This window comes from Sphingobacterium tenebrionis (genome assembly GCF_037126265.1).
In the GTDB taxonomy this organism is placed as follows: Bacteria; Bacteroidota; Bacteroidia; order Sphingobacteriales; family Sphingobacteriaceae; genus Sphingobacterium; species Sphingobacterium tenebrionis.
On sequence record NZ_JAYLLN010000018.1, the window covers coordinates 18,259 to 40,375 of the forward strand.

Annotated in this window: 22 protein-coding genes; 12 read left to right on the forward strand and 10 right to left on the reverse strand. The window is 37.9% G+C overall.

The genetic code is table 11. From position 1 onward, the window contains the following. Positions 1-170 precede the first annotated feature (170 nt). The gene (locus VJ786_RS08710) at positions 171-515 is read left to right on the forward strand and encodes a four-helix bundle copper-binding protein (protein ID WP_099366365.1); all 345 of its coding nucleotides are present in this window, start codon (positions 171-173) and stop codon (positions 513-515) included. A gap of 15 nt (positions 516-530) precedes the next feature. Here VJ786_RS08710 and VJ786_RS08715 read toward each other — a convergent pair whose 3' ends face one another. The 3 genes from VJ786_RS08715 to VJ786_RS08725 all read right to left on the reverse strand — a co-directional run bounded on the left by VJ786_RS08715 (position 531) and on the right by VJ786_RS08725 (position 4,685). Then, a complete protein-coding gene (locus VJ786_RS08715; RefSeq protein ID WP_134776715.1) occupies positions 531-1,877 on the reverse strand; it encodes a MutS-related protein in 1,347 nt (448 codons plus the stop codon). A 285-nt stretch (positions 1,878-2,162) separates the two neighbouring features. Next, positions 2,163-3,665 carry an acyl-CoA dehydrogenase family protein gene (locus tag VJ786_RS08720; protein WP_134776716.1) on the reverse strand — a complete coding sequence of 501 codons (1,503 nt, stop codon included), beginning with the start codon at positions 3,663-3,665 and terminating at the stop codon, positions 2,163-2,165. Positions 3,666-3,815: 150 nt separating this feature from the next. Next, positions 3,816-4,685: a helix-turn-helix domain-containing protein gene (locus VJ786_RS08725; RefSeq protein WP_134776717.1), complete on the reverse strand. Its 870-nt coding sequence runs from the start codon at positions 4,683-4,685 to the stop codon at positions 3,816-3,818. Positions 4,686-5,003: 318 nt separating this feature from the next. Between VJ786_RS08725 and VJ786_RS08730 the strand changes: the two genes are divergently transcribed. Continuing rightward, entirely contained in the window at positions 5,004-5,198 is a 195-nt protein-coding gene (locus VJ786_RS08730; RefSeq protein ID WP_099366361.1) for a cold-shock protein, read from the forward strand. 74 nt (positions 5,199-5,272) lie between these two features. Here the strand turns inward: VJ786_RS08730 and VJ786_RS08735 are convergent, their stop codons facing one another. Further along, positions 5,273-5,701, reverse strand: coding sequence for a cold-shock protein (locus VJ786_RS08735; protein ID WP_134776718.1), 429 nt, complete (start codon positions 5,699-5,701; stop codon positions 5,273-5,275). A 234-nt stretch (positions 5,702-5,935) separates the two neighbouring features. Between VJ786_RS08735 and VJ786_RS08740 the strand changes: the two genes are divergently transcribed. After that, entirely contained in the window at positions 5,936-8,380 is a 2,445-nt protein-coding gene (locus tag VJ786_RS08740) for a TonB-dependent receptor (protein WP_134776719.1), read from the forward strand. On the opposite strand, the gene VJ786_RS08745 is transcribed toward VJ786_RS08740, so the two are convergent. Further along, complete coding sequence (locus VJ786_RS08745) at positions 8,377-9,186, reverse strand: AraC family transcriptional regulator (protein ID WP_134776720.1); 810 nt, start codon at positions 9,184-9,186, stop codon at positions 8,377-8,379. The genes VJ786_RS08740 and VJ786_RS08745 overlap by 4 nt on opposite strands. Before the next feature lie 114 nt (positions 9,187-9,300). Further along, positions 9,301-9,933, reverse strand: coding sequence for a hypothetical protein (locus VJ786_RS08750; protein ID WP_134776721.1), 633 nt, complete (start codon positions 9,931-9,933; stop codon positions 9,301-9,303). Positions 9,934-10,048: 115 nt separating this feature from the next. Here VJ786_RS08750 and VJ786_RS08755 point away from each other — a divergent pair, with 115 nt between their 5' ends. From VJ786_RS08755 to VJ786_RS08790, 8 genes are all read left to right on the forward strand, one after another. Next, on the forward strand, positions 10,049-10,990 hold the full coding sequence (locus VJ786_RS08755) for a hypothetical protein (RefSeq protein WP_134776722.1): 942 nt from the start codon (positions 10,049-10,051) through the stop codon (positions 10,988-10,990). Positions 10,991-11,107: 117 nt separating this feature from the next. Beyond that, positions 11,108-11,728, forward strand: coding sequence for a hypothetical protein (locus tag VJ786_RS08760; RefSeq protein ID WP_134776723.1), 621 nt, complete (start codon positions 11,108-11,110; stop codon positions 11,726-11,728). Between the two features lie 227 nt (positions 11,729-11,955). Further along, positions 11,956-12,987 carry a pirin family protein gene (locus tag VJ786_RS08765; RefSeq protein ID WP_134776724.1) on the forward strand — a complete coding sequence of 344 codons (1,032 nt, stop codon included), beginning with the start codon at positions 11,956-11,958 and terminating at the stop codon, positions 12,985-12,987. A 547-nt stretch (positions 12,988-13,534) separates the two neighbouring features. Continuing rightward, positions 13,535-14,272 carry a class I SAM-dependent methyltransferase gene (locus tag VJ786_RS08770; protein ID WP_099366354.1) on the forward strand — a complete coding sequence of 246 codons (738 nt, stop codon included), beginning with the start codon at positions 13,535-13,537 and terminating at the stop codon, positions 14,270-14,272. Between the two features lie 52 nt (positions 14,273-14,324). Beyond that, complete coding sequence (locus VJ786_RS08775) at positions 14,325-14,996, forward strand: response regulator transcription factor (protein ID WP_099366353.1); 672 nt, start codon at positions 14,325-14,327, stop codon at positions 14,994-14,996. Further along, on the forward strand, positions 14,996-16,276 hold the full coding sequence (locus VJ786_RS08780; RefSeq protein WP_134776725.1) for a sensor histidine kinase: 1,281 nt from the start codon (positions 14,996-14,998) through the stop codon (positions 16,274-16,276). The genes VJ786_RS08775 and VJ786_RS08780 overlap by 1 nt, the downstream gene beginning before the upstream one ends. A gap of 82 nt (positions 16,277-16,358) precedes the next feature. Next, entirely contained in the window at positions 16,359-16,802 is a 444-nt protein-coding gene (locus VJ786_RS08785) for a PepSY-like domain-containing protein (RefSeq protein WP_134776726.1), read from the forward strand. A gap of 50 nt (positions 16,803-16,852) precedes the next feature. After that, positions 16,853-17,299 (forward strand): PepSY-like domain-containing protein, encoded by a 447-nt coding sequence (locus tag VJ786_RS08790; RefSeq protein WP_099366350.1) that lies wholly within the window; start codon positions 16,853-16,855, stop codon positions 17,297-17,299. Positions 17,300-17,596: 297 nt separating this feature from the next. Here VJ786_RS08790 and VJ786_RS08795 read toward each other — a convergent pair whose 3' ends face one another. Then, positions 17,597-18,493 carry an OmpA/MotB family protein gene (locus VJ786_RS08795; RefSeq protein ID WP_099366349.1) on the reverse strand — a complete coding sequence of 299 codons (897 nt, stop codon included), beginning with the start codon at positions 18,491-18,493 and terminating at the stop codon, positions 17,597-17,599. A 282-nt stretch (positions 18,494-18,775) separates the two neighbouring features. On the opposite strand from VJ786_RS08795, the gene VJ786_RS08800 reads away from it, so the two are divergent. Further along, a complete protein-coding gene (locus VJ786_RS08800; protein ID WP_099366348.1) occupies positions 18,776-20,086 on the forward strand; it encodes a DEAD/DEAH box helicase in 1,311 nt (436 codons plus the stop codon). Between the two features lie 169 nt (positions 20,087-20,255). Here the strand turns inward: VJ786_RS08800 and coaD are convergent, their stop codons facing one another. The 3 genes from coaD to VJ786_RS08815 are packed head-to-tail and all read right to left on the reverse strand — an operon-like array spanning position 20,256 to position 22,069. Beyond that, the gene (coaD, locus tag VJ786_RS08805; protein ID WP_134776727.1) at positions 20,256-20,729 is read right to left on the reverse strand and encodes a pantetheine-phosphate adenylyltransferase; all 474 of its coding nucleotides are present in this window, start codon (positions 20,727-20,729) and stop codon (positions 20,256-20,258) included. Between the two features lie 27 nt (positions 20,730-20,756). Then, entirely contained in the window at positions 20,757-21,293 is a 537-nt protein-coding gene (gene rsmD / locus VJ786_RS08810; RefSeq protein WP_134776728.1) for a 16S rRNA (guanine(966)-N(2))-methyltransferase RsmD, read from the reverse strand. Next, positions 21,281-22,069: a DUF3822 family protein gene (locus tag VJ786_RS08815; protein ID WP_134776729.1), complete on the reverse strand. Its 789-nt coding sequence runs from the start codon at positions 22,067-22,069 to the stop codon at positions 21,281-21,283. Before VJ786_RS08815 ends, rsmD begins: the two co-directional genes overlap by 13 nt. Positions 22,070-22,117 lie beyond the last annotated feature (48 nt).

The following is a 22,117-nucleotide window of genomic DNA, read 5'->3' on the forward strand; positions in this document are numbered from 1 at the left end:
AGGAGTCAATTGAGTCAATAAACCTATTAACGCATAACCAGATGGTTATGCGTTATTTTTTTACCATGATAAAAGAACAATTCCAAGTATAAACTGTTCATTCTATAGAGATAGGTCATTAAATTACTGGCGGACTCTTAGAATTCTATAGAGGATTTAAACAAAATATTATGATACAGACAAAATACCAGGAATGCATAGAAGCATGCAACGAATGCGTGGTGATGTGTAATCAATGTGCAATGGCATGTTTGAATGAGGAAAATGTGGAGCATTTAAGAAAATGTATTCAATTGAATTTGGAATGTGTAGCTATTTGTGAAGCATCCGTAACGAGCATGAGTTTGGATGGCAAGTTCAGCAAAGATATTTGTACACTATGTGCTGAAATATGTGATGCATGTGCGGAGGAATGTGAGAAACATGCTTCCATGGGAATGGACCATTGTAAGGAATGTGCGGAAGCATGTAGGAAATGTGCAGATGCATGTAGACAAATGATGAATGCAGCCTAATCAGGCTGCATTTCTTTATGAAATTTCTGGTGCTTTTGGATCCTTCAATTTATCGATGGATTCGAAAGCACCACTTTTTTTGAGCAACCACATGCCTAACTTTTCTTCCGCAATACCAGGAACGATCTTATAGGTGAAAATAGGCAAGCCCTCAGGGTCACTTTCGATATTCATCTTAAAGAAATCCACCGTATTTATTTTCTTCAATTCTTCCGATAGTTCAGTGATGTGGGAAGATACAATCACAAATGGCCCATCCACTTCTGCCAGGTTCTTCATGACCTTCAGAATCGCATTGGAAGCATCGCTATGATTGGTTCCCTTGAAAAGCTCATCCAATATCATCAACGCATTGGAATGTGGTTCCAATTGATCCACGATATCCTTCAAACGCATGGCTTCCACATAAAAATGGCTATAGCCCATTTCCAGGTTATCCTGCAGATTGATACTGGTAAATAAACCGTCAATAAGATCGGTCTTTATCTGATCTGCGGGGACTGGAAAACCAATATGGGTGAGGTATAAGGCAGAGGATATAGTTTTGATGATAGAGGATTTCCCGGCCATATTTGCCCCAGTCAGGAACCATAACTTTTTATCCTTCGAAATTTTTAGATCGTTTTTTACAGGCGATTTATGGAAAATGTGATAAACACCTTCCATATAAATCTCTCCCGTTTGGTTTTTGGGATATACTTCGGGATAGCAGAATGATCTTGCTTCCGAAACTTTAGCGACAGCGAAATAGGCATCTATTTCATAGAAAAAACTGATAGCTCTCTTTATTCTGCTGGAAAGTTCGAAACGGATCAATCGATCGAATTTATCGATATTGAAAATATTGATTTTGATCTTTTCGGGATCTCTGGGTTTACCATCAAAAATCCTCGCTAAACAGGAATCAATGGTATCGATCATTTCTTTCAGATCCTCATCGGGGGTATGGTCATAGATCTTTTGATAGAACTTCTGGGAGTCCATCAGGAAATCACAGACCTCAAAAATATTTCGTTTTTTATAGTAATATGCGGGTGTCCGGATGCCAAAGATATCCATGAGACCGTTGGAGGTGCTCCCGCCGGAATGCCTGGTTTTAATAAACTTTTCAATGTCTTTGAGGATGACACGGTAGAATGGGAAAACCTCATGGGCTACCGCTTCTAAACGACGTATTTTGGATTGCCTGTTTTTTATGATGTCGATATCCAATACGGGATCGTAGAATACGGAAAGGAAGAATTCTTGGCCGCCTTCGGTTATGACAGCCTCTTCGTAAAAACTGAAAATGGTACGATTGCTAAAATCACGTAGTTGGAGATCCCGGAGGGTCTGTTCATCAATTAAAAACTTCTCGGCCATAGTGTTAAATATACTAATTTGTATGTTGGTATAATGGATTTAATCTTAGGTATATGAATAAAGATTATTTTTTGAGAAATTTCCATAAAAAAATGTCATGTTGAGGGGAGTTGAAGGATCTGTGGGATGGTGATCGTACAGATGCTTCGACTGCGCTCAGCATGACATTTTTGAAGATTGCTTCGTCGTACCTCCTCGCAATGACAGGGAAACCTCCTCGCAATGACGTTTAATCGCAATGACGCTTAATCGCAAGGACGCTTAATCGCAAGGGCGGGATGAATACTAACCTAGGAAGTTAACCCAGTCGGCGTTGTCGGTATAATCCACCAGAGGATCAGCTTCATTCTTAGCATTCAATTGCCCTAAGAACATGGTTAGATCCATAAGCATATGCTTTCTGGTGATTTCCACCAAAGCAGGGTTAAACCCTTGCATTTTCAATACAAATTGGAAACTGATCACCCTTGCAATCATTCTACCGATCGTCACCAAGTCTCTTTGCTTCAAATTACCCTCTACCGAGAAATCCAATTGCGATTTAAAATAATCCGCACTGATATCCGCGGATTTATAAGTTTTTAAGAAATTATAAAGATTAGTCTCCTTGCTCTTACGCATCAATTTCAAAATACCTTCTGCAATCTGGCTATACAGCATCTCATTCGATCCTTCAAAAATCATGAATGGTCTGCTATCCACCACTGCCCTACCGGCAATATGATCCAAACGATATCCATTTGCCCCGGCCAATTGCAAGCTGATCTGAGCAGATTCCTGCATCAAATCGGTAACCAATGCTTTCAAGGTATTAGCTTCTACACTTAAAGTCGCCAAATCATGCTCTATCCCACTCTGTCCAACACTATATGCACACATTCCAGAACAAATCGTATATGCCGCTTGAATTCTTGCCACCTGATACTTAACCGCATCAATCTGCAACAATGGGGCGCCGCCTACGATCCTTTCTTGACAATGCTGTAAGGTCTCGTCCAATAGACGCTTAATGAAACCCATTCCCATCCCTGGGAATTGCAACCTACTGCGGTGCAACATATCTAACATCAATTTGATACCGGTACTTTCAGGAGTCAATTTCTGCTCCTCAGGAACCACCACATCAATTTCATTGATTCCATAAGGAATTGCATATAAACCCAGGTTATTATAACGATGAACCATTGGAATATGCTCTTCCGGTTTATTATTATCTGTTACAAAGAAATCAATATCCCTTGCCAATTCACCATTCGCGCCAAATTTTCGTGCTGTAACCAACCAAAAATCAGCTGCACCACTTAATCCCTGCCAATGTTTCTGCCCTTTGATATGGTATGATCCTTCAACCTGCTGATAAGCTGTCTTCATATTCAAGGCATCACTACCATACGCTTTCTCGGTAATCATTAATCCACCCATCGCATTTTTTTCCAAAAACTGGCTAAAAATCCGCTCCTGTACAGGAAACTGTCCATATTTCGCTAAAGGCTCCAAGAATAAAGCAATATTGATCCCGAACATCAAGGATAAAGGAAGAGATTCATAAGAAGCAGCAGCAAGAACACTTAAACATTCTTTTACGGAAACTCCTCTTCCTCCATGAATTTTTGGAATGGCCACCGCCAAAGGCTTATGCGCCATGATCTTGTTCAAAAACTCCTTCGGAAGATCACGATTCAAACTTAGTTGATTGATATCGTTATCCTCACGGAATAATTGTTTCAGCTCTTTACTGAAGGTATTGATATAAGTATTAAAATCTATTTGTGCTACTACTTCGCTCATTTCCTTTTTCTTTCTTGGTTATTTTCAATGTTGTTAATGCCTGTTTACTAAAAATTTGACAGAAACAAGCAATACAAAATTAATTAATAAGGAAATGCTATACTATGAGAAATAAGATAATAATTAGGACAAATCGTGCATAACCCAAATTTACTTTACACCCTTCCGATATTCACTCGGAGAGATACCTACAATCTTTTTAAAGAGCCTTGTAAAATAAGATGGATCCGCAAAATCAAGTTCATAGGCTATGCTAGCCACACTTTTGTTGGTTTCTAGCAGCAATAATTGACTATGGATAATCGCTACTTCCAGGATTAATTCTTTGGATGATTTATTGAAAACAGAAGATACGCACCTGTTTAAATAATTGATGGAAACCGCCAGTTTATCTGCATAAAAATCCACGGTCTTGTGCTTATTGAAATGTAAATGAACCAATTGCTTAAATGCTAGCGCAATTTCCTGCTTCCTTTCCAAAGACTTATTAGCATTGGAAAGTTTAATGATTTTTAAGGCTACGGTTTTGAAAATACTCTCATACAGTTCCTTATAGGGTTTATCCGTATAGATCTCCCGGTATAACAAATCGAGCATATTGTTCAATTCCTGACTATCTTCCTTACTTAGGTTTAATAAGGGGGCAATATTAAAGATATGGAGGATCTCCTGTTCTCTAAACATAGAGGTCATCGCCTGTTCTTTAATTAGTACACAATAACCCTGGGCTGATTTATCCACCGAATGGATAGCCGAAATATGCCCATAATTACAGATCACCACTGCCGGAGCATTCACCATAAAGGTGGTAGATTCAATCTGTTGGTTAAAATATCCTTCAGTTATATGGATCAACAGATTGTAGCCAAAGAAGATGGGTGGAACTGGAGTTTTAAGGTAGGGCGCAATATCCCTTAATGGAAAAATTTTAATCGGCGTTTGGATATAGGTCAGATGCTTTAAACTCCCATCCATAAATTTGGACACAAACTCATCGGCGTTGATCTGATTTTTTTCCATAGCTTACTGTTTATATCAAAGATAAGAATTGCGGTTTGAAACAGAATTAGAAATAATATATTGCTATTATTTTGTCATTAAACCTATTTTTCCAAGAATAAAAAATTAATATTCTTTCTTTTACAATTAAATATCTTACCTTCGTAATGTTACTTGACAAGTCTATAGGCAATAGGTATGTTCATTTGACCTATTGAAGTTATCACAATATTTTCGGCATAGTTTTTTCTATTCAATACATTGTAAAGCTTTAATTGAAAGCAAGGCGCTTTTTGGCCTTAAAAAAACAAAATAATTTATCAATAAAATAATAATACAATGCAAGAAGGAACTATTAAATTCTTTAACGAGACTAAAGGATTCGGATTTATCACTCCATCTAACGGTGGTGCTGATGTTTTTGTTCACACTACAGGTCTTAAAGGTCCAGTGCGTGAGAACGACAGAGTATCTTATGAAGTAGAAAATGGAAAAAAAGGATTAAACGCAGTAAACGTTCGCGTTATCGGTTAATTCCTCACTTTATTAAAAAAGAAAAGCAGCAATCATTCGATTGCTGCTTTTTCATTATTAAAAAAGAGTAGTATTTATAGGACTTCGACCTCCGTAATCTGATTCCCTTGTTTCGTACGTGTGTACTTGTATTTCACAGCCTGATTCAATGAAAGTGATTTACCCGCCAATTTATCATTGAAATAAACGGTCTCACGGCTTTCATTATCACGGATAAATCCATAATTACCGGTTTCATTGTAATAAGACACTTTCCCGAACAAGAATTCATCTTCCTGATCCTGCGGACGCAATAGATCCTCTTCCTTGAATTTGTACTGTTGGGTCGGTGGCGTGCTGGAAATATTTCCAAATTCATCTACATAAGCAAACATCTCTTCCAATGACTTTCCTTTGTCATTGTTCATTTTGTTCTGCTCACGTCTTTCTTGTTTTTCTAATTTCTTTAATTGTTTCTTTTTTGCAGTTTCTTTTTTCTTGAATGTAAGTTGAGTTTTTGACATTAAATACCTTTATGATTAAATAATAATGAGAGATTTGATTTTCTTTTGCAGAATGCAGAATGGAAAAAAATGGAGGTCTCTTTTGAATGTGTACAAATATACAAAAATAAACCATATTTCCGAGAGTTCTTTAGTGTAGACCAAAATAGTCTATTTGAAAATAAAATGGTATAAAACAATGCTTATACCGTAATCTATTCAAGCTTTCTTATTTTTACGCAAAATCTAAACAACGTGAAAAAATACTACCTCCTATTCTGCCTGTTCTTTACCCTTTTTAATCTTCAAGCACAGCAAAATATCCTGTCTGGGCGGGTGGTCGATTCCTTAAGCAACCAAGGAATTCCATACGCCTCTATTTCCATTTTGGATGCGCAACAAAAAGTGTTGGACGGAATGATTTCTGATAGTGTGGGGAAATTTGAATTTAATAAATTGAAGCAGGGCAATTATCAACTACAGATAAAGTCCATCGGCTATAAACAATACGCCAGCAAAATCAACATGACACGAAATGGTCGTATGGATTTGGGCGAAATCCTATTGACTCCAGCAGTCAACCAGATCGGACAGATAAGCATATCTGCCGGACAAACGCCACAAAAACACAGTGCAGATAGGCAAACTTACCAAGCCAGCCAATATAAGAATGCCGTCGGTGGTACTGCTTTAGACATCGTAAAGAATCTTCCTGCGGTAGCTTTAGATGGCCAAGGAAATTTAAGTGTTCGTGGAAATGCTGGCTTAATGGTATTGATCAATGGAAAACCGAGCTTAGTAGATCCTACGAGTATATTGAACCAGATAGCGGCCAACGATGTTTCGGAAGTGGAATTCATCAGCAGCCCATCTGCACAATTCGACCCAGATGGTAAGGCAGGGATCATTAATATCAAAACGAAAAAGAACATCACAAGTGGCTTTTCATGGATCATGAACCTTCAAGGCGGTTTACCAAGCATAGATGACTATGACAATGTTAAGAAACAGCAGCGTTATGGAGCCGACATCGCTTTTCAATTCAAACAGGAAAAGCTAGAGCTCAATGGTTCTGCCAATTACCTCCGAAACGATAATGCAGGATTCAGGGATGGCGATGTCAACACCATCATTGGAGATAGACAGACTTTTTTCCCATCCAAAGGCGAAAGAAGCTTCGATAAATACAATTATGGATTACGACTAAATGGTTCCTATGAATTTAATGACCAAAACAACATCAGCATCGGTTTGTTGGCGTCTAAAAAATACCAAGACCGAATTGCCGACATTCATTATACCAATAGAACCGTAAAACCTTCTACCGGAGAGTTATTGGGCACTTCTAACTATTTCAATCCCAACCTACAGAATAAACAAGGGGAATTCTATTTGGTCGATCTAACCTATCTGTTCAAAGTCAATCCACAACATGCTTTTACTTTAGGTGCTATTTATGAACATGCCAATATCCATGGTTCCACCAAAAACGCCAATATTGAAAACGGAATGGATACCGTTCAATATACCGATAACCGATATACGAATCCGCTGAATGGGCTAAGGCTGCAATTTAACCACCAATGGAAAATGAAGGCTGGTGAATTGTTATCGGGTTATCAATTGCGATCAGACAAGCAGCGAGGAAACTTTGAATATTGGGAATCGAGCAGTGGCAACAATAATTTGCAGTTGATCCCTGAATTTACAGGAAAATTAAAAGCAACTAATCTGGTGCATGCCTTTTATTCCCAATTCGATAGAAAACTGGAAAGAACGCAATATTCCTTAGGGCTTCGTTATGAATATTACCAAAGAGATGTCCTTTTGCTGGATAGAAATGAGGAATTCCCCTACTCCATCCATCAATTGTATCCATCCTTTAACCTGATGCATGATCTAGGAAACAATCTATCCTGGAAAATTGCAGCAGCCAGAAGGGTACAACGAAATAATAATTTTGAATTGAACCCTATTCCAGAAAGGGAACATTCCGAAACTTTGGAGCAGGGAGATCCCGAACTCCTACCCGAATTCATTACTAATGCGGAGACCGGATTGGTCAAAAAACTCAAAAACGGAACCGTATTCTTGAATGCTTATTTCCAACATAGTAAAAACCCGATTCAACGGGTCAATTCAGTCTATGCGGATACCATCCTACACCGGGTATTTACCAATGCAGATTATTCAAAACGTTTTGGTGCAGAACTTGGCGCCAATGGAAAGGTTTTTCCTTGGCTGACCCTGAACTTGGGTATCAATGCATACCATTATTCCATTTCCGGAAAAGTATTGGATTACGAGGATACGAAAACGAATAGTGATTGGGTATACAACATCAATTCAGGCCTACAGGCTTCTCTTGGTAAGAACTGGAGCACGGGTTTACAGGTAAACTATCTTTCTGAAAGACCAACGGTTCAAGGCGTTGATTCCCGCTTTTTAACACCGCATTTTAACCTGAGCAAATCATTCTTAAAAGGTGCAATGACTGCCCAATTGCAATGGCAAAATATAGAATTGGGAGATTGGGGCGTCAATGAGCAACGAATCAGCACTTGGGATAAAGATTTCTATACCACCACCAATTACATCTATGAGAAGAATATCCTCTTGTTGAACCTCAACATCAATCTTCAGCGGTTGAATCAACTGATAAAACTTCCAAAAAGTGAATTTGGCGAAAAAGAATTCTAAGCTTGCTGCATGCGGAAATCCTTCGCACGGATGCCAAGGTTCCGCTTAAAGTATTTGGAAAAATGAGATTTATCGGAAAATCCCAATGCATAAGCAATTTCCGAAATGCTCTTTCCGGTATATAATAAGAGCCTTTGCGCTTCCTTAAGAATATGTTCCGAAAGCACTTCCGAAGCTGTTTTCCCAGACCTTTTCTTACAGGAAGCATTTAGATTCTGAGGGCTGGTATTCAGTAATTCCGCATAATGGGCAACATGGTTCACAATAGGTCGACTTTGCCCAATGAGCTCCACAAATCGATCAAAAAGATTATTATTTCTCGGAAGGCTTAATTCTGGTTTGGGTAGATTTTCCAATGTTTTAAGCAGAACCGCTTTAAAAAGTGCTTCCTGAATCATTGGACTTTCTTCTTCGGCTAATAGGGCCAATAGTTGGTAAATGGATGCATCGTCCTTTAAATGAATTTGATCAAAGTCACTGATCTGTTCGATCAATTTTAGAAATCCCTGATCTAAGCTACTTTCCACAAACGCACTTTTTAATAGAACCACATAACCTTCCACAGGGCGTTCCAATTCCCAGAAATGCACATTGTCCTGTCGGATTACCAATAAACAAGGTGCCTTGACCAAAATTTCCCGCGTATCGATGGTATGTTTACCAGCAGTACGCGACAAGTACACCAATTCCAGATAACCATTATGCTTATGGGGTTTTGTGTTTGTTTTCTCTTGGTCAAATAAGGCTACCTTGAGAAGGCGTTTAGGCTCAAGTTTATCCTTGATAATGATTTCCTTCTTATCCATTGGCTAAATATACTAAAAAGTAAAACCCCCAGCAATTGCCAGAGGTTTAGCATTATTCACTATTAACTATAAAAAATTAAATTGATTTGATGGTCTTATTTAAAATCTGAGGATTTAGAATCTGAAGGATAAAAACACCCTTGGTCCAGAAAGTTTGTATTTATGCGAGACTTTTTCTTCCTGCTCCTCTTCCATATCCTCCACATCCAAGCTAAAATTATGTTTGGCGGTTCCCCAACGCTGTTCTACTCCTATTCCAAAAGCGGAATAATTTATACTTATACCAGCGACATTTAAGCCTGCATATCCACCAGAAAATTCCGAATCCGCAAACATCATGGAATAACTTGGCGCATAACGGTAATAGGTGGAGAAAGTCAATCCATCGATTGGAGCAATATGTACCGAAGGTCCTACCTGCATGCCTGCTTCTGCTTTATGCGTTACGAAGCTTTCTTCCTCATCAACCACCTCTTCCTTATATTGCACATAATTTAGATCAATATAAGTCCAATCAATCCCGAAATAGATCATCTTGGCCACAGGTCTGTTCAGGATATAGAATGTTCTTCCGCTGTTGAACGTTCCTCCTATTTTACTTTTTAATTCGAATGCATCGTTATCATCTGCAAAACTTAAGGTTTGTGAGGAATAACCTACATTGATGTACTTTCCTCCGGGTCTGTTCTGTGCCAGTAAGGCAATTGAAAAGAACATGGGCACTAGCATTAATAGAAACTTTTTCATTTTGATTAATTATGTTGGTTTTATATTACCAGCAAAATTATCACCTACATCAATAGAAATAAATACCCCATATAGGGTAATTTTATTATTATTGCTAATAAATTCATAAAGTATTATGCAAAAGCCAACCAATTACCTTCTCACTATCATAAGCTTACTTTTTTTATTCCAAATCGCATATGGCCAAGAAGAACTTGATATCCAAATAATTCCTAAATGGGAAAAAGGCGATTCATTAAACTATATCATTCATAAAGAAAAAACTGAAACAGTTAATGGAGAATTGGTCAAGTCCAATAAAGGTAGCCTAATGGCAAAATTTAAAGTTTTGGATGTTGCTGAGAATGGTTATAAAATTCAGTGGCTATATCAAACTGATTTTGAATCTTTAGGAATCCCAGAAAAATACCATGATGCATTAAAGGATTTTTCGCAGATCAATGTTGTTTATCGTACCGATCAAAATGGAGTCTTTCAGGAAGTCCTCAATACAGCGGAATTGATGACTAACTTGGAACAATCTCTTAAAAAATTCTTTTCCATACTTAAAAAAGAAGAACCTGAAATGGCAGACGATATGGATTTCGCCATGAGCCAAACAATCGAGTTGTTCAAGGACAAGCAATTAATAGAATCCATTGCATTTAAAGAAATCAAACTATTGCATGGCCTTTACGGGAACTATTTTACCTCTAAGGAGAAGGAAACATATCAGGAAGATGCACCGAATATTCTTGGCAGTATTCCATTATCTATTAAAAGCAGCATTTGGTTAGACAATATTCAAGCCGATCAGGTTGCCATCATCAAAAAAGAATCGGAAATAGATGAAGAAGAACTCAAGCAATTAATAGGAAAAATTCAAAGTCAATTTGACTTGAAGAACAAGGAAGATTTGAATTCCGTTAATATAAAATTGAAGGATCGATATGAAATGCATTTTGATCTAAAAACAGGAAACATATTAAAAGCGGCCTCAGAAAGGATTGTTGATGGTCAAGATGTTAAAGGCAAAACTTTAGTAAAAGAGCTGGTAAGCATTGAGCTTGTTAAATAGACTTAGACTTTATTAATTTTTTTCTAAAATATAGGATTTTTAGAAATAAATTAACTAATTTTATGCTAAGCGATAAGGATATAACCAACCGTATCGAACGTATCATTAACCTTTTTTATGAATACCTTCAGCATCATTACTATACTTGTTGTATTGTTTGTGATCTTCATGCTATTAAAAACCGTAAATAGCAAAGGAGATGTATCTCCTATTCAACAGTTCAATGAAGAGGATTTTATCAAAAAAAACAATGATAAAGTGATTCGTGTTAAAGGTCCAATCTTCAACGACGTTAAAAACCACTGCAAAGCGTTCTGTGATCAATTCAATGAGCAGAAATTCCAGGTCATCATCAACCTGACCCGCTTAGATGCCCAAACGAATCTATTGACTTTTCCTTACGATATCGATATGAAGCATTTCTGCTACCTGATCAATTACCTGCATCATGTAAAGGAATGGAATCCCAATGTCCAGGTGACCGGTTGGCACAGTTGCAAAGAAAAAGATTCCTGGGCAATTGATCCGTTATTTCATAAACAGTTAATGATTTCTCTGCCGCAAAATGAAACGCATACAGATTATGTGTATGCTGTTAGTGAAGATAAATTAGGTTACAAACTCCTTTTTAACTTTGATAAAGAGACTATCCCTTTGGACCGCCCGCCATTTGAATTTGAAAAATGTTGCGAAAACCTAGAAGATTATAGCTTCGGAAAAGGAATTATTGTCAGTTAATTTTTGTTTTCCCCTTATTTTAAATGACAAACAGGCAGTATTGTCAGATTTCATTCCATAACAACACCCTATCCCCTTCCAATAACCCATCAAAATGCACTTATTTAGCTTAAAACAAGTTGGGTTACTCCTTGTTAACTAGTTACCTACAAGTAAGTCCAACACTTTTTTTGGCCTTATGGACTACTGTTTGATGATATCAAGGAAAACAAAAAAAAGGAAATATCATGAAAGTAAAAAACATAAGCAAAGTAGAAGGAAGATTACCATTACGCGATCCGTTTATTATGGGAGCTTACCATTATGAACTTTATCCGGAAGGAAATGGAAAATTAGGTCCGAAGGCATCATTGGCAGGAAGAAACATCGGTAACGACTTTGATCGTAGCAATCCTTGGCGGATGTACCATGGACAGCAAATCCCAGGTTTCCCTCATCACCCACACCGGGGCTTTGAGATCATCACCATTGTTTCTGAAGGATACGCAGACCACTTTGATTCCAAAGGTTCCAAAGGAAGATATGGGGATGGCGATGTACAGTTGATGAGTGCAGGCGAAGGTGTTCTTCATGCGGAGATGTTCCCATTGATCCATGAAGATAAGCCAAATCCATTACGTTTATTCCAAATCTGGGTAAATATGGCCGGAAAGGATAAATTGACGGAACCAGATTATAAGATGTTATGGAAAGAGATCATTCCGGAAGCAGTTTTGGATCAAGAAGGAAAGAAAGTAAGCATTAAAGTTATCCATGGCGAATATTATGGTGTGAAATCCTTGGGTGCATTGAAACACTCTTGGGCTCGCGACCCTGAGCATCATATGGGTGCGGCGTTAATAGAGATGGAACCAGGAACAGCAATCAACCTAGATGCAGTTTCCAAAACCATGAACCGTTTTGTGCTATATTATGATGGGCAGGATCCTGTGGAAATGGCGGATTATAAGGTTCAGCCAAACCACATGGCTGATTTGGGAGGTGATGAAGAAATCTGGATCAAAAATACAGGATCTGGCATTGCGAAGTTGTTGATCTTAGAAGGTGAACCTATTGGTGAGCCGGTTGCAGCCTATGGGCCATTTGTTATGAATACTGAAAAAGAATTGCAGGAAGCTTTTAATCAATACCGCAGAACAGAATTTGGCGGTTGGCCATGGGGCGGTGAAGAGCAAGATTTAGTACACGCGAAAGATACAGGACGCTTTGCAAGTTATGATTTTGATAAGGTGATTGATAAGCCTGAGGAGGTTAAATAAAGCTTTTTAATGGTGGATTGCCATGAAATTGTCAGTAAAGAGGATTTTTTATTAAAATTTTAGTTAAGTATGTTTTTCGGCACAGAACTTGAAATATACTTATCAAATTTCATAATTTAGGTTAATAATTGGTTAGTTAAGACTCCTGGAGCTCCCCGCTTCAGGAGTTTTTTTATGGTTTGCTTCGTGGTGAAAGCATAGTGAAAGTATACTTAAAGTATGTAAAATGTATGCTTCATATAGTTTCTTGTTACTTTACCCTTGCTTTAAACATGCTTAAAGGGCGATTCTAACCCAAATTCAAACTTATTTTGAAGGGTCAGGTGGGATACGAGGTCGAGGAAATGGTTAATTTATGTTAAGATTGGATGGTTAGTGGGCTGATTTTGAATTGTATGTGTAATTATAAATACTTTGGCACGAAGATTGAAATATGTTTTGCTCATAATTTAGGTTAATAATTGGTTAGTTAAAAACTCCTGGAGCTCCCCGCTTCAGGAGTTTTTTTTATATTCATGGCCAGAATCAATTACCATATCTAAAAAAAATGAATATATACGATCCAGCATTTGTCAAAAAGCTTTTCAATCAAATGTCTTCTTCCTATGAAAGAATGAATTATATTACTTCATTCGGATTTAGTATTCGTTGGAGAAAACAATTTATAAATGTGTTAGCTGAAAACAATGACCCTATCCAAGTAATTGATATCTTATCTGGTTTAGGTGAAAACTGGAACTTATTGTTGAAAAAATATCCTAACGCCACTTTTTATGCATTGGATTTTTCAGAAGAAATGCAAAGGAAAGCAAAAGCTAAGGGAGATAAACTTTTCTCCGGAAAATTAAAGACATTTACGGAAGATGTACTTAACAATTCGCTGCCCGCAAACAGTTTTGATATTCTTACCTGTGCATATGGCCTAAAAACATTCAATAAAGATCAACTGAACCAATTGGCCTTAGAGGTCTCCCGAATCTTAAAGCCAGGAGGAAAATTTAGTTTTGTGGAAGTTTCCAAACCATCTAACCCTGTTTTGAACTTTTTCTATGGATTTTATTTGGGAAAATTAATTCCAATCCTTGGTAAATTATTCCTCGGCAATCCCAGTGATTACCGTATGCTGTGGATTTACAGTAAGAACTTCGGCGATTGTAAATTTGTTCAAGAAATATTCCTACACCATGGATTAGAGGTAAACCTCAATAACTATTTTTACGGTTGTGCTTCAGGCATCTCAGGTACTAAAAAATATTCCCAAATCTTTCCAGAATTAAGCGCTTAACTTGCCAAAGTATTCACCTTGGTTTTAAAAAAGAATAACATACCTTTAAAAAATGAAGATCCTGATCATAGAAGATGAAATAGACCTACTTCAAAACAGTAAAGAGTTTTTGGAAGCGGAGAATTTTTTGGTAGAAACGGCCATGGATTATCCATCTGGCCTTGAGAAAGTAATGAACTACCAATACGATTGTATCTTACTGGACATCATGATCCCTGGCGGATCAGGATTGGATATCCTTAAACAAATGAAAGCGGCAAATCGCAAACAGGCCGTACTCATACTATCTGCAAAAGACTCCGTAGCAGATAAAGTGCTGGGATTAGAGATCGGGGCGGATGATTACCTGGCAAAACCCTTCCATTTTGCAGAGCTACTGGCAAGGATCAAATCCATTATCCGCAGAAATGCGCAGGAAGGTTCTTCCCTACTTACCTATAAGAACATTACGGTGGATCCTGAAAACCGGATTGTTCGTATTGCCGACAAGACACTATCATTCAACAGAAAAGAATTTGATATGTTATATTACTTTCTGTTGAGGCCAAATAAATTATTAGAAAAAACCACCTTGGCAGAAGCCGTCTGGGGTGATCATGCAGATCAGGCAGATAATTTGGATTTCATCTATTCCCAGATAAAAAATATTAGAAAAAAATTAAAGGATGCCGATGCCGAAGCTGATATCCAAGCGGTCTACGGTGTAGGTTATAAACTCGTATAATGGCAATATCCGTTAAAAATTACACGAATCGATACCTGGTTCTAGCCATTTTGGTCATTATGGCCATTTGGGCTTTATTGTTCTATGCCCTCCTCATGGATGAGGTATATGACAATGTAGATGATGGACTGAAGAATCAAAAAATCGAGATCATTCGGGAAGCTTTTAAAGATCCTTCGGTAATAACGGATAATAAAACCTATGGCATCAATCAATTTATCATCCGGGAGGTAGCGCCAAGGGAAGATTTGGACAAAAATCATTTTTCCAGAAAATTGATCTACATGCCCTATGATGAAGAAGATGAACCTTATCGCATCCTAAGTACCGGATTTTTCAGCAAAGATGGGAAAGCTTATGAGCTGGAAATACGCACATCTACTGTAGAAGAAGACGATTTCCTGATCAATTTAGCGATTTCTTTATCCGTATTATATATAGTGATTGTCTTAAGCATAATCATCATCAACCATTTTGTCCTGCGGAATGCCTGGAAACCGTTTAAAGAAACGCTCCGCAACCTGAGTCAATACCGTTTTGGGGAATCAAAAAGTTTTCAACCGGTAAAAAGCCAGGTTAAGGAATTCGAAGAGCTCAATCTGCAGATCGCCAAAATGATCGATCGGAATGAAATGGTCTTTGAAGATCAGAAAAGGTTTCTGGAAAATGCCTCCCATGAGCTACAGACCCCTTTGGCAGTGAGTATTGGTAAAATGGAGCTTTTATTGCAGGATGAAGCATTCAACGAATCCCAATTGAAAAAATTAGCTGAAGCGAAGCAATCCCTTCATCGGATGGTAGGTTTGAACAAATCCTTATTAATGCTTTCCAGAATTGAAAACCACCAATATAATCAAACCGAAAAAATAGATTTCAATGCATTAACGAAGAATCTGCTGGAAGAACTGGAAGATATTTATACGTACAAGGAAGTCCAGGTTTCCTTGGAAGATAAGGGTATATTTTTAGCGGATTGTAACCCGGAACTAGCACAAATATTGATCGGCAATCTGCTCAGAAATGCGATCAAATACAATAAACCCCAGGGACAAATTCAGGTTGTTTTTTCGGAAAGGACTATCCGTATTGCTAATGATAGCCTGGGAGAAGCACTAAATCCGAAATACATTTTCGAACGATTCCATAAAGGCACACAGGATAGTACCTCCAATGGATTAGGTTTATCCATCGTGCAATCCATCTTGGAGAAATATCCATATTTAACGATTCAATATCAGTTTATTCACAATCAACATGTTTTTGATTTAATAAAAAATTAAAAATTATTTCATTTTACTTCCGTATTCCCAATTCTTTCCCAAATTGATATAGACCTTTGATTCAAATCATAAGAACAAAGACATGAAATCAATAACAAAAATCAGTATGATCGCAGCAATGCTTGTTGCATCATTTAGTGCATCGGCACAGAAAAAAGTATTGGAATTTAATCAACTACCAAAAACGGCTCAATCATTTGTGAATACACATTATAATAAGGGTCAAATTTCCTTGGTGAGTTCTGAAAAAGAAATGCTTTCGGGTATGGAATACAAAGTTGTCCTACAAAATGGGACAGAGATTGAGTTTGATCAAAAAGGAAACTGGACAGAAGTGGATGCAAAACAAAAATCAGTTCCGCAGGCTATTATTCCAGCTTCTATAATGAATTATGTTCGCAAAAGTTTTCCAAATAATGAGGTTGTTCAATTGAAAAAGGAAAGGAATGGATTTGAGGTGGAATTGACCAGCGGATTGGACCTGGAGTTCAATAAAAAAGGAGAATTTGTAAGAATCGATGACTAATAATTCATCGTTAGAAATTAAAAAATTGATAATAAAAAATTAAACATAACATGAAAAAATTACTATTTACATTAACTGCTATATTGAGTTTTGGGATTTTGTTTATTTCCTGTGATAAGGAGGAAGTTATTCAAGCGGACCAATTACCGAAAGAGGCCAATACCTTTTTAAATACGCACTTTAATGGGGTGAAAATCCTTCAAGTGGAGAAAGAAAAAGAAGCTTTATCAGGAACAGAGTATAAAGCAATTTTGGCAACTGGTGTTCAGGTGAAGTTTGATAAGAATGGAGATTGGACAGAAGTGGAATCCAATAATAACACGGCAATCAGTACAGGTTTTATCCTTGCGCCGATTGTAAGTTATATTAATGAGAATTATGCGAATTCTGGAATCAAGAGCATTGAAAAGGAAAAGCATGGATTTGATGTGGAATTGGTGAATGATATCGATTTGGTATTCGATAAAGAAGGTAAGTTTTTAAGAGTAGATTTATAAGAGCCTCTGCGTCATTGCGAGGAGGTACGACGAAGCAATCTGTCCGCATGTCATGCTGAGCGTAGTCGAAGCATCTGTTCGTAAGTAGTATTGCAGATCCTTCGACGCTGCTCAGGATGACAATGTTCAAAGATCGCTTCGTTCCTCGCAATGACGTTTGGATTGCTTCGTCGTACCTCCTCGCAATGACGTATGGATCGCAATGACGTATGTATCACAATGACATAACCCATAAAAAAGGCTGTATCAGATATTCTGATACAGCCTTTTAAATATTAAGATTTTAAATAAAAATTCTTACAATCCAGAGGTATCTGCTGCAGATGCATCCGCATCAGAGGTTTCTGGTGCCTGATCAATCAGCTCCATAAATTGATCCAATTTAGGCGTAATTATGATCTGCGTTCTACGGTTTCTCGCTTTACCATCAGCCGAATCATTGCTTGCAATCGGGTTATATTCTCCACGACCACCAGCAGTCAGACGCTTAGGATCTACACCATAGGTATTCTGTAATGCCTGTACAACAGAAGATGCACGTAAAGTACTTAGATCCCAGTTATTTCTAATATTGGTTTTCGAAATAGGATCTGTATCGGTATTACCTTCGATCAACACATCATACTCTCTGTAATCCTGGATGATCTTAGCAATTTTGGATAAGGTCTCCCCTGCACGATCAGAAATTTCATAACTTCCTGATTTGTACAACATATTATCCGACAAGGAAATATAAACCACACCTTTCAATACTTTCACATCCACATCGCGTAATTCTTCACGGCTTAATGAACGGGTCAAATTATTCGTCAACACCAGATTAAGGGAATCACTTTTGTTTTTGGTGTTCACCAAATGCTGGATATATTTATTGGAAGCGTTGATTTCATCCACCAATTTGGAAATATTGACATTTCCCTGAGTGTTTTGGTTGATACTATTATCCAAAGTGGATTGCAGTTTTGCCAATGCCTCCCGAAGACCTGCATTGGTTTTACGCTCCTGTTCCAACTGTTCTTCTAAACTGGTAACACGGGCTCTACTTTCGGCAAGCTCCACTTGACTTTTTTGATATTGCGCACTCAAGTCATTATACTGAGCATCCAATGCCTGGTATGTTTTTTTACTTACCCCACAGGAGGAAATAAAAATAAGCGACATGAGGAATAAGGGGATACTGATTCTTTTTATCATAACACGTAATTTAATTATAAAATTCAATAGCTCCTACAAGATAAGCAAAAGCGGTGCCTTTATCTGTTAAGTTAATTTTAAAAATAAAAATTAAGCCAATTCTATTAATAAAAAAACTCCTGAAGCGGGGAGCTCCAGGAGTTTTAACTAACCAATTATTAACCTAAATTATGAGCTAAATAGTATTCAATCTCCGTGCCGAAAATGAAATGACCTCTCCTTTGTTAACATTATTTAACGAATATCCCCTGCCTATCCAATAAATTATGATAATTTTGCAGCATGCAACAGGAAAAATCATATATCGATAGATTAGGAATAGAGGCGCTGAACCCCATGCAGGAGGCTGTAGTGAGTCAATTTGACGACACACGAGATTTTATTCTGCTCTCCCCTACAGGTTCTGGAAAAACGTTGGCCTTCTCCTTAATCCTGATGCAATTGCTGAAAAAATACCCTATCCAGGCTTCTTCGGCGCTGATTGTAGTACCTACCAGAGAACTGGCACTTCAGATCGAATCGGTTATCCGAAAGATGGATAATACTCTTTCCTTGGTTTGTTTATACGGTGGAAATGATAACCGTATGGAGAAAAACAAGCTTAAGGAAGGTCCTTCCCTGATCATAGCTACTCCTGGTCGATTGATCTACCACTTGGAAAGAAGACCTGATCTGTTAGAAAACTGCCATACCCTGATCCTGGATGAGTTTGATAAATCCTTGGAATTAGGATTTTCTGAGCAGATTTCTTACATCATCAACAGCTGTAGGAACATCAAGCACCAAGTGATGACATCGGCGACCGATGTAACCGACAAGCCTAATTTCATCCAGCTTAATGATCCCATTAAATTGGATTTCTTGAACAAGGAGGCATTAATCCCGAGTTTGGATTACCATAAGGTGGAGGTGTCCAGCAAAATGAAATTGGAAGGTCTCTTTAAATTGATCTGTAAGATTGGTGCTGAGCGGATCTTGGTTTTCTGTAACCATCGCGAAGCCGCAGAACATATTTCTGAACTATTGGAAAGCAAAGGAATCGATAGCATCCCTTATCATGGTGGATTAGATCAATTTTTCCGTGAGCTAGCTATATTAAAAATTAAGAATGGTAGCCAATTGATATTGGTAACTACGGATTTGGCCTCTAGAGGTCTTGATATTCCGGATATGAACCATGTGGTGCATTATCAGTTCCCACCTAAGGAAGAGGATTTTATCCATAGAAATGGTCGCGCTGGGAGAAACCAACAGGAAGGACATGTTTATGGGGTATTAACGACGGAGGAAAGAGTACCGGTTTATTTTCAGGATGTTCCGGTGATGGAGTTGAATGAGTTCTACCCAATCCCAGAACCTCCGAAATACCAAACTATTCGTATAACGGCCGGAAAACGCCAAAAAGTAAATAAGATTGATATCGTTGGTTTTATTCTGAACCTGGGAGATTTTAAAAAGGAAGACCTTGGAATGATCGATGTAAAACCCAATGAATCTTATGTAGCTGTTAGTAGAGCTATTGCAAGAGAGGTTATTAAGCTAGGATCTAATGGTAGGATCAAAGGCCAGAAGGTAAGGTTGAATTTAATTTAAGGAGTTTATTTCCGCGTCATTGCGAGGTCTCCGTCATTGCGAGGTCTCCGTCATTGCGAGGCCTTCGTCATTGCGAGGAACGAAGCAATCTTTCGATAAGTGTAAAGATTGCTTCGTCGTACCTCCTCGCAATGACGCCAAAAATCTATCATCTATCATCTATAATCTATCATCTATCATCTAAAATAAACCCAAACACCTCCTCCGGAACCAACCCTCTAATATCCCCTTTATTCTTCCAGATATCCCTAACAATCGTAGACGATATATGCGCTTTCCCTGATCTACTCACCAAAAAATAAGTCTCCACCTCCGGTGCCAAAATCAAATTGTTCTGCGCAATGATATTCTCATAATCCAGATCCGTATTATTACGTACTCCCCTTAAAATAACAGTCGCTCCAACCTCCCTACAAAAATCTACAGTCAATCCCTGATAAAAACCCACCACAATTTTCTCATTTCCAGCATAAAGCTTAGAAATGGCTGCTTTGCGGGTTTCCACATCCATCATGCCCACTTTGGAACTATTGATCCCAATGGCTACATAAATCTTATCAAATAACGGTAATGCACGTTCGATCAGATCGTGGTGTGCAATAGTATAAGGATCAAAAGACCCTGGAAAAACTGCGATTCTCATTATGCTAGGCTATTTATAATAAGTTTTTTATACTAGGCTATAAAAACTAAATGACGAGTTTCCGTATTGCCGTTGCTCCACAAAATTGGGATGGGCGGCCATTTTTCTACTCGTTGGGTGTTCAACAATCAATAATCCCCCTGAATTTAACAAATTGTTTTCAAAAACATAAGTAGGGAGCATCGGCAACTGACCAATATCATAAGGTGGATCCGCAAAAATCAGATCATAAGTACCCTTCGCTGATTTGATGAATTTAAATACATCTGCTTTCCGAGCTTTGATCTGTGTTAGATCCAATTTCTTCGCCGTATCCGTTATGTACATCACACATTTACCATGCAGATCAATCGCATCAACCGACTTTACCCCTCTCGACGCTAATTCAAAAGAAATATTTCCAGTTCCAGCAAAAAGATCGAGACAATCCAAGTCGTCAAAATCCAGTTTATTGTTCAGGATATTGAATAAGGCTTCCTTGGCTAGATCTGTAGTCGGACGAACCGGTAAATTCTGTGGTGGATTTAAACGTAATCCTGCAGCCTTTCCTCCTATAATGCGCATTTTGGTAATTCTAAAAGGTAACTATCTGCCAACCCGGAAGGTAATTCATCCAATAAAGATAATGCCTGCTGCGAACTAATACCCTTTACCTGATGGCCATATTCTGCCAATTTTCCAATATATGGGCTTTCAGCGTTCATACTGCTGTACAGAACCTTGCTCACCTTTCCATCGATGCCAAATACTTGGAAAAGATGAAGCACATAATAACTGAGATCTTCTTCAGAATATACTTCAAAACTATTATATAGCTTGAACTGCCCATTGATGAACAAAAACAAATCCACCACTTGTTCATGGAATACAACACCCAATACCTCGCCTTGTAGCGGAATATGAGGTCTTGCCTGCATCAGGTTCAATTTAAATTCCGGGATAAATTGGGCTTGCGGGAACAAGGATCTCCAACGTTGCTCCAACAACACATCATATTGATAAAAAGCCTGTGCTTGAAGGAAATCCAAGGAAACCGATTCAGCTTTTCTTCCTGGATGTTCCATAAAATCCTGGTATTTCTCTACATCCTCCATATCATAGAGATCATTCGGAATGAATGTCAGGTTATTATGCGGGATACTCACATAGACCTTCTGAAAAGGAAGACTCAAAATCTTTAAAGCCTCTTCGCTGGGACTATTGCTTTCATACTTCATGTAAACCAACAATTGTCCTTCGTAATCAACCACATATAATATGTCATGGTTAAAATTCGCCTGAACGATTAATTGATATTTAGCAATATATTGTAAGTGAAATTGTGACGACGTATAAATCATGCTTTTGCAGATGCTTTAATCACAAAAATAGTTTTTAAAATTGGTTTG